This window comes from Peterkaempfera griseoplana (assembly GCF_001418575.1).
Taxonomy (GTDB): Bacteria; Actinomycetota; Actinomycetes; order Streptomycetales; family Streptomycetaceae; genus Peterkaempfera; species Peterkaempfera griseoplana.
In genome coordinates, this window is sequence record NZ_LIQR01000060.1 from 22,988 (window position 1) to 28,987 (window position 6,000).

Annotated in this window: 7 protein-coding genes; 4 read left to right on the forward strand and 3 right to left on the reverse strand. The window is 72.1% G+C overall.

Annotated features, from left to right (window positions below):
• Positions 1-169: 169 nt before the first annotated feature.
• Positions 170-604 carry a MarR family winged helix-turn-helix transcriptional regulator gene (locus AOK09_RS05150; RefSeq protein WP_245687123.1) on the reverse strand — a complete coding sequence of 145 codons (435 nt, stop codon included), beginning with the start codon at positions 602-604 and terminating at the stop codon, positions 170-172.
• 71 nt (positions 605-675) lie between these two features.
• On the opposite strand from AOK09_RS05150, the gene AOK09_RS05155 reads away from it, so the two are divergent.
• Entirely contained in the window at positions 676-1,059 is a 384-nt protein-coding gene (locus AOK09_RS05155; protein ID WP_055585914.1) for a PPOX class F420-dependent oxidoreductase, read from the forward strand.
• A 312-nt stretch (positions 1,060-1,371) separates the two neighbouring features.
• On the opposite strand, the gene AOK09_RS05160 is transcribed toward AOK09_RS05155, so the two are convergent.
• Entirely contained in the window at positions 1,372-2,565 is a 1,194-nt protein-coding gene (locus AOK09_RS05160) for an RtcB family protein (RefSeq protein ID WP_055585923.1), read from the reverse strand.
• A 397-nt stretch (positions 2,566-2,962) separates the two neighbouring features.
• Between AOK09_RS05160 and AOK09_RS05165 the strand changes: the two genes are divergently transcribed.
• The gene (locus AOK09_RS05165) at positions 2,963-3,493 is read left to right on the forward strand and encodes an RNA polymerase sigma factor (protein WP_055585915.1); all 531 of its coding nucleotides are present in this window, start codon (positions 2,963-2,965) and stop codon (positions 3,491-3,493) included.
• The gene (locus AOK09_RS05170; RefSeq protein ID WP_157875805.1) at positions 3,490-3,966 is read left to right on the forward strand and encodes an SRPBCC family protein; all 477 of its coding nucleotides are present in this window, start codon (positions 3,490-3,492) and stop codon (positions 3,964-3,966) included. The genes AOK09_RS05165 and AOK09_RS05170 overlap by 4 nt, the downstream gene beginning before the upstream one ends.
• Before the next feature lie 321 nt (positions 3,967-4,287).
• Here AOK09_RS05170 and AOK09_RS05175 read toward each other — a convergent pair whose 3' ends face one another.
• Complete coding sequence (locus AOK09_RS05175; protein ID WP_055585917.1) at positions 4,288-5,193, reverse strand: alpha/beta fold hydrolase; 906 nt, start codon at positions 5,191-5,193, stop codon at positions 4,288-4,290.
• A 217-nt stretch (positions 5,194-5,410) separates the two neighbouring features.
• Here AOK09_RS05175 and AOK09_RS05180 point away from each other — a divergent pair, with 217 nt between their 5' ends.
• On the forward strand, positions 5,411-5,824 hold the full coding sequence (locus AOK09_RS05180) for an HIT family protein (RefSeq protein WP_055585918.1): 414 nt from the start codon (positions 5,411-5,413) through the stop codon (positions 5,822-5,824).
• Positions 5,825-6,000: the final 176 nt, after the last annotated feature.

Here is a 6,000-nt window from a genome sequence, read left to right on the forward strand (position 1 = left end):
CGACCGAGTGCCGCCTCGGGCGGTGGGGACGGCGAGCCGGCAGCGGAGGGCGCGGCAGCACCGGAACCGCCCGCCCGGGAGGTGACCCCGGACGAAGCGCCGCCGGGCCCTGGGACGCCGCCGCCCGGGCGCTTTCCAGCCGGAGGCCGCGGCCCGACCCGCCGCAGGACTACCGCAAGGTACTGAGCACCCGTGCGCAGCGGCCGAGCATGTCGACCAGCCGGTCCCGCTCCTCCGGCGAGAACTCCTCAGCCAGCGCCCGCTCCACCAGCACCGCTCGCCCGTCCGCCCGTGCCAGTGCACCGCGGCCGCTCTCCGTGAGGTGGATCTCCAGCAACCCCTTGTGCCACGGGTGGGGGCTGCGCTCCACCAGACCCGCCTCCTCCAGGTTCCGCAGCAGCACGGTCATCGCCTGCGGTGTCACCAGACAGGCCCTGGCCAGTCCCGCGGAGGAGATGCCGGGGCTGCCCGAGAGGGCGAGCAGTGCGGCGTACTGCGGAACGGTGAGCCCGGCGGGCCGTACCGCCGCGGTCTTCGCGGCCATCAGCTCCTGCTCGGCGCGCTTGAGGTGCGAGCCGAGGCGTTCCTCCGGGGGCATCGTCATGGCTGGGAACATACAAGCTTTTTCTGTCGTTCCACCCTTGGCGACCATCAATGCTTTGATAGCGTCCTTCCATGATCCCCGACAGTCATCTCGATCTGCTGACCCGCCCCCTCTTCGTCCACCTGGGCACCATCGGGCCGGACGGTGCTCCCCAGGTCAACCCCGTCTGGACGATCTGGGACGGTGAGTTCCTGCGCTTCACCACGACCACCGACCGCCGCAAGCACCTCAACACGGTCAAGGACCCGCACGTCGCCGTCTCCGTCAACGACCCGGAGCAGCCCTACCGCTACCTGGAGGTCCGCGGCGTCGTCGAGCGCGTCGACCCGGACCCCGACGGCGACTTCTTCGATGTGCTGGCCACGCGGTACGGCCTCGAGTACCAGCGCCCGGTGGGTGACGCCGAGCGCCGGGTCGTGCTGGTCGTCCGTCCCACGAGGATCACCAAGCAGTAGGACGGACCCGCCGCGAGGGGCCCGTCCGGAGCGGAGGAAGCCCTCCCGCTCCGGACCGGAACGGACCGTCACGACCAGCTCGGCTCGACTGCGTCCGCCGAACCCGGGCAGGCGGGCGCGACGTGCGGTCGACACGGTGAGGCGGGCCGAGAGGCGACTCCCCTCTCGGCCCGCCCTGCAGCACCGTCGGCACCGCGCCCCTGCCTCCGGCTCGCTCGCACAGCGCCGGCCATGGGCCCCGGGCTGCCGACCACCGGCCTCCGGTGCGAAGGACGGCCCCGCTGGGACGGGTTCCGTCCCGCGCCCGCGGACTCAGCCCTTCACGCAGACGACCTGCTTGAGCTGTGCCACCACCTCGACCAGGTCGCGCTGCTGCTCGATGACCTTCTCGATCGGCTTGTAGGCGCCGGGGATCTCGTCCACCACACCGCTGTCCTTGCGGCACTCCACTCCCCTGGTCTGCAGCTCCAGATCACGGGTGGTGAAGCGCTTCTTGGCGGCCGTGCGGCTCATCTTCCGGCCGGCCCCGTGCGAGGCCGAGTTGAAGGCCGCGGCGTTGCCGAGGCCGCGGACGATGTACGAACCCGTGCCCATCGAACCCGGGATGATCCCGTAGTCGCCGGAGCCGGCCCTGATCGCTCCCTTCCGGGTGACCAGCAGTTCCCGGCCGTCGTAGACCTCTTCGCTGACGTAGTTGTGGTGACAGGAGATCACCTGGTCGAAGGTGACCTTGGCCCTGCGGAACTCCCGCCGGACAACGTCCTGGAAGAGCGCCATCATGATCGACCGGTTCTTCTTGGCGTACTCCTGTGCCCAGAAGAGGTCCGAGCGGTAGGCGGCCATCTGCGGGGTGTCCGCGATGAAGACCGCCAGGTCGCGGTCGGCCAGGTCCTGGTTGTGCGGCAGTGAGCGGGCCACCCCGATGTGATGGTCGGCCAGTTCCTTGCCGATGTTGCGTGACCCGGAGTGCAGCATCAGCCAGACCGCGCCGGCGGTGTCCAGGCACACCTCGATGAAGTGGTTGCCGCCGCCGAGCGACCCCATCTGCGACAGTGCCCGCTCCCGGCGGAAACGCACCGACGGGGCCAGGTCGTCGAAGCGCTGCCAGAAGTCGTCCCAGCCCGCGGTGGGCAGGCCGTGCAGCCGACCGGGGTCGACCGGGTCGTCATGGCCCTGGCGGCCGACCGGGATGGCCTCCTCGATGCGGGAGCGCAGCCGGGAGAGGTCGTCCGGCAGATCACGGGCGGTGAGCGAGGTCTTGACCGCGCTCATTCCGCAGCCGATGTCCACGCCGACCGCGGCCGGGCAGACCGCACCCTCCATGGCGATCACGGAGCCGACGGTGGCCCCCTTGCCCAGGTGGACGTCGGGCATCACGGCGAGTCCGCTGATCCAGGGCAGCGAGGAGATGTTGCGGAGCTGCTGCATGGCCGCGCCCTCGACGGCCGCCGGATCGGTCCACATGCGGATCGGTACCCGGACACCGGGTACCTCGGTGTACGACATGACCGGTTCGACCTCCATGGTCGGTTGCTCGACTGGCAGTGCCATGCATCCGTCCGGCATGGCTCGGGAAGTCCGTGCACCGCTGGTGTGCCGCCCGGGGCGGACGGCAGCGGTCGGCAGGTGCGGAGTGGCGCGGTCGGCGTACTACCGCCGGCGGGACCCCTGACAGGGCAGGGCGCGGCGGAACCCAGGGGAGCGAACGGCACCGTACCGGCGCACTCGTCGTTGCTCGACCCGCATGGCTTCCGCCTCCCTTCACCCGCTCCGGGGCCCGTCTTCCGGGCGCGGCCCCATCTACCCACGCCGGGACCGGGGTGTGCAACGGATTTCCGGACCGCTGGGAACCTTTGGCCATCCGGGCTCCTCTGTAGGTGGGACGGCACAGGAAGGGGGCGCGATGGGCCGCACACAGGAGTCGACCGCACCACCGTGGGAGGCCGCCGCGCAGTTGCTGCCTGCCGCGCAGCACGGCGACGTCCTCGCCATGGACGAGCTGCTGCGGTTGCTGACGCCCTATGTGACCCGGCTGTGCCGCCCGATCGCGCAGACCGACACGGCGGACGCGGTGCAGGAGTCACTGGTCGCGGTCTTCCGGGGGCTGCGCTCACTGAACGACCCGGCGGCGCTTTACGGCTGGGTCCGCACGGTCACCCTGAGGGAGGCGGTGCGGGTGGCGCGCCGGACCGCCCGGGAGACCCCGGTGGCGGAGTGGGACGACCGGCCGGCCATGGGCGATCCTCAGCTCGCCGGGGATGTGCACGATGTGCTGCGGCGGCTGCCGGCGGACCATCGGGCGATCCTGGTACTGCGGGAGGTGGAGGGGTTGGACGAGCGGACGGCCAGCGCGGTGCTGGGTGTCTCCCTGGGCACGGTGAAGTCCCGGCTGCACCGCGCACGGGAGGGCTTCCGGAAGGCGTGGCAGCGATGAGTGGCGAGGCGGCGGGGATGCAGCAGATGGATCCGGTGCGGCGGCTGCGGGTGCTGGCCGCCGGGGTCAGGGGCGGGATGTTCGCGGAGGGGTTCATCGACGCTCCGCCCGAGGGCGTGTGGGCGGTGGCCGCTGATCTGGAGGGTGAGTTGCCGCATCTGGTGCCCTCGGTGCGGTCGTTCCGGCTGATGGATGACTCCGGGTCGCGGCTGCGGGCGGTGGCGGTGGGACCACTGGGCCATCGGGCCGACTTCGAGGTGGTGCTGGAGTACGGCTGGTGTCTGATGCAGAGCCCGCTGGTGATAGGCGGGATGGCAGCGGTGGCCGAGGGCTCGGGCACCAGATTCGCGGTGCTGGGCGGTGTACGCACAGCCGGGCTGGTACCGGTCGCGGCGGTGCTGCGGGCCGTGGGGGCGGTACGGATCGGGCGGATGGTGGAGCGGGTGCGGCGGCGCACGGCAGCGCGGCGCTGACGCCGCCGGGCGGCCGCCCCTCGGTACTGACGGGCACTGGTCCGGCGCAACCGGTTTGGGTCGCCGCGTAGGCCGCCGCAACCCGGCACCGGACCCCCAGTGGGCCAGCGCAACCCGCTCGGGTCCCCGAGCAGGCCACCGCAACCCGACACCGGACCCCGGACAGGCCAGCGCAACCGCCTCAGGTCCCCCAGCAGGCCACCGCAACCCGACACCGGTCCCCCAGCGGGCCGGCACACCCCGACACCGGACCCCGGACGGGCCACCACAGCCGGCGGCGGCCACCGCCACCGGGCCGCCGCAGGCCGCCACACCCGTCGGTCAGCCCCGGAACAAAGCTCGGGCGGATTCCGCGATCAACTCCGGCTGCTCCTGCGGCAGATGGGAACCAACCCCGGGGACTATTCGGATCTGCAACTCCTCCGCATACCGTCCTGGGTCGGTCATCACTGCGGGTGGGAGGGTGACATCGCGCTCACCAGCCAGCAGCACCGTGGGCGTGGTGAGCCTCAGCTGCTTGTAGTGACCGCGCACAAGGCGGGGTATGTCATGCAGCGCATAGGCGCGGTTGAGCAACTCCCCTGCGCGGTCATGACCGGGCCGTCCGGCCGTGTGGGCGTACTCCTCCAGCTCCTGCGAGGTCCAGACGGACGGGTCGGCGGTACGCCGGCGCAGCAGGCCCTGGGTGAAGCCGGGCAGGTGACGCAGCACCGCACGGCCGACCAGGGGTGTCTCCAGCGGCGCGGTGTGCCAGTACCGCCAGGCGTTGGGCGCCAGCCGGCGGTGCAGCGGCCACGGGTGGATGGAGTTGAGGGCGAGGTGGTGGGTGAAGCGCCCGGGGTCGCGCAGACAGAGCATGAAGCCCAGCCAGCCACCCCATCCATGGCCGATCAGTCCGACCCGGTCCAGGCCGATGGCGTCCAGCAGCGCCAGGATGTCGGCGACCCGGGTGTCGGTGTCATAGCCGTGCGACGGGGCGTCGGACCAGCCTGCACCACGCAGGTCGGGGCAGATCAACCGGTGGTCGCGGGTCAGGAGCGGCAACACACGGTGCCAGGCGTACCAGTGCTGCGGGAAGGTGTGCAGCAGGAGCAGCGGGTCGCCGCCGGCACCGGCCTCGGCCAGATGGAAGCGGACACCCCCGGCGGTGACCCAGCGGTGGGTGACCCCGGGCGCGGTCGGCATGGGGTGGTTGGCGGTGTCGGGCTGGGCGGTACCGGTGGTCATCGTTCTGCCTCCTGGGGCGCGGTCGGGACCCTGTCGGGTTCCCGCTCGGTCAGGAGGCGGCGATGCGTACAAAGGTTCCGGACGGGCCGGACAGCGGTCGGACTCGCGTCCCGGGCAGGGACACGGGTGGCGGCGCAGGCCGGGGTGCGGAGGGAGATGCGGGCGACACGGTGCGGGCCGGGGTGCGGACGGCCCCGCAGTGCGCTGGAATCGGGGGATGGAGTGCGTTTTCTGCGCCGTGGTGGCCGACTCCGCAGCGGCGCATGTGGTCCACCGCGACGACCGGACGGTGGCGTTCCTGGACCGGCGTCCGCTCTTCCCCGGGCACACCCTGGTGGTGCCGGCGGTCCATCTGGAGACCCTGGCCGACCTGCCCGTGGACCTGCTGGAGCCGTTCTTCGCGGTGGTGCAGCGGGTGGCGAAGGCGATGGAGGGGGCCCTGGGCGCTGCGGGCTCCTTCGTCGCGGCCAACAACCGGATCAGCCAGTCGGTCCCGCATCTCCATGTCCATGTGGTGCCACGCAACCCCAAGGACGGTCTGCGGGGCTTCTTCTGGCCCCGGACCTGCTACCGCGACGACGCCGAGGCGGCCGAGGTCGCGGCGAGGCTCCGCTCGGCCCTGGCGGGCTGACCCGATCACCTGCCGACCGACGGACAGCTTCCAGGGCGCCGGTCCGCAGCACGGCTCGGGCGGACGGCCTCACCTGAGGGTGCGCGCCGCATCGGGGCAGGCATCAGGCACGCCCGGCCGAGGGCACAAACGCTCACGGCGGCTCGGCGCGGGCCCGGACGCGTCTTCCCCACGTG

What these genes read in the sequence shown, in the direction of transcription:
- AOK09_RS05150 (WP_245687123.1), bottom strand. Translation starts at nt 604, where the DNA reads ATGACGATGCCCCCGGAGGAACGCCTCGGCTCGCACCTCAAGCGCGCC.
- AOK09_RS05155 (WP_055585914.1), top strand. Translation starts at nt 676, where the DNA reads ATGATCCCCGACAGTCATCTCGATCTGCTGACCCGCCCCCTCTTCGTC.
- AOK09_RS05160 (WP_055585923.1), bottom strand. Translation starts at nt 2,565, where the DNA reads ATGTCGTACACCGAGGTACCCGGTGTCCGGGTACCGATCCGCATGTGG.
- AOK09_RS05165 (WP_055585915.1), top strand. Translation starts at nt 2,963, where the DNA reads ATGGGCCGCACACAGGAGTCGACCGCACCACCGTGGGAGGCCGCCGCG.
- AOK09_RS05170 (WP_157875805.1), top strand. Translation starts at nt 3,490, where the DNA reads ATGAGTGGCGAGGCGGCGGGGATGCAGCAGATGGATCCGGTGCGGCGG.
- AOK09_RS05175 (WP_055585917.1), bottom strand. Translation starts at nt 5,193, where the DNA reads ATGACCACCGGTACCGCCCAGCCCGACACCGCCAACCACCCCATGCCG.
- AOK09_RS05180 (WP_055585918.1), top strand. Translation starts at nt 5,411, where the DNA reads ATGGAGTGCGTTTTCTGCGCCGTGGTGGCCGACTCCGCAGCGGCGCAT.